The organism is Aliivibrio sp. 1S175 (genome assembly GCF_001690985.1).
Taxonomy (GTDB): Bacteria; Pseudomonadota; Gammaproteobacteria; order Enterobacterales; family Vibrionaceae; genus Aliivibrio.
The window spans coordinates 1-281 of record NZ_MAJS01000091.1 but is presented as its reverse complement, the minus strand read 5'-3'; the positions used below and the strand labels follow the sequence as shown (position 1 = coordinate 281).

Below are 281 nucleotides of genomic sequence, written 5' to 3'. Positions count from 1 at the left end.
GCCTAGTATGAAAGATCCATTCTTTCAACGAAGCGTTATTTATATTTGTGAACATGATTCTGATGGAACCATGGGCTTACGCATCAATGAGCCTGTACAGATTTCATTAAAAGGAATGCTAGACCAAATAGAGCTAGATAACCCATCACCTATCATTTTCCCTCAAACATTAAGCCAACCCGTATTAAATGGTGGGCCGGTGTCGGATGATCGTGGTTTTGTTCTTCATTCAAATAAAGATAACTATTTATCAAGCATTCAAGTGACTGATGAGTTATCAG

1 protein-coding gene is annotated in these 281 nt (G+C 38.1%); it reads left to right on the top strand.

Features of this window, described 5'->3' with window-relative positions:
* On the top strand, positions 1-281 hold a 281-nt coding region (locus A6E06_RS19450), incomplete at both ends, for a YqgE/AlgH family protein (protein WP_176713306.1).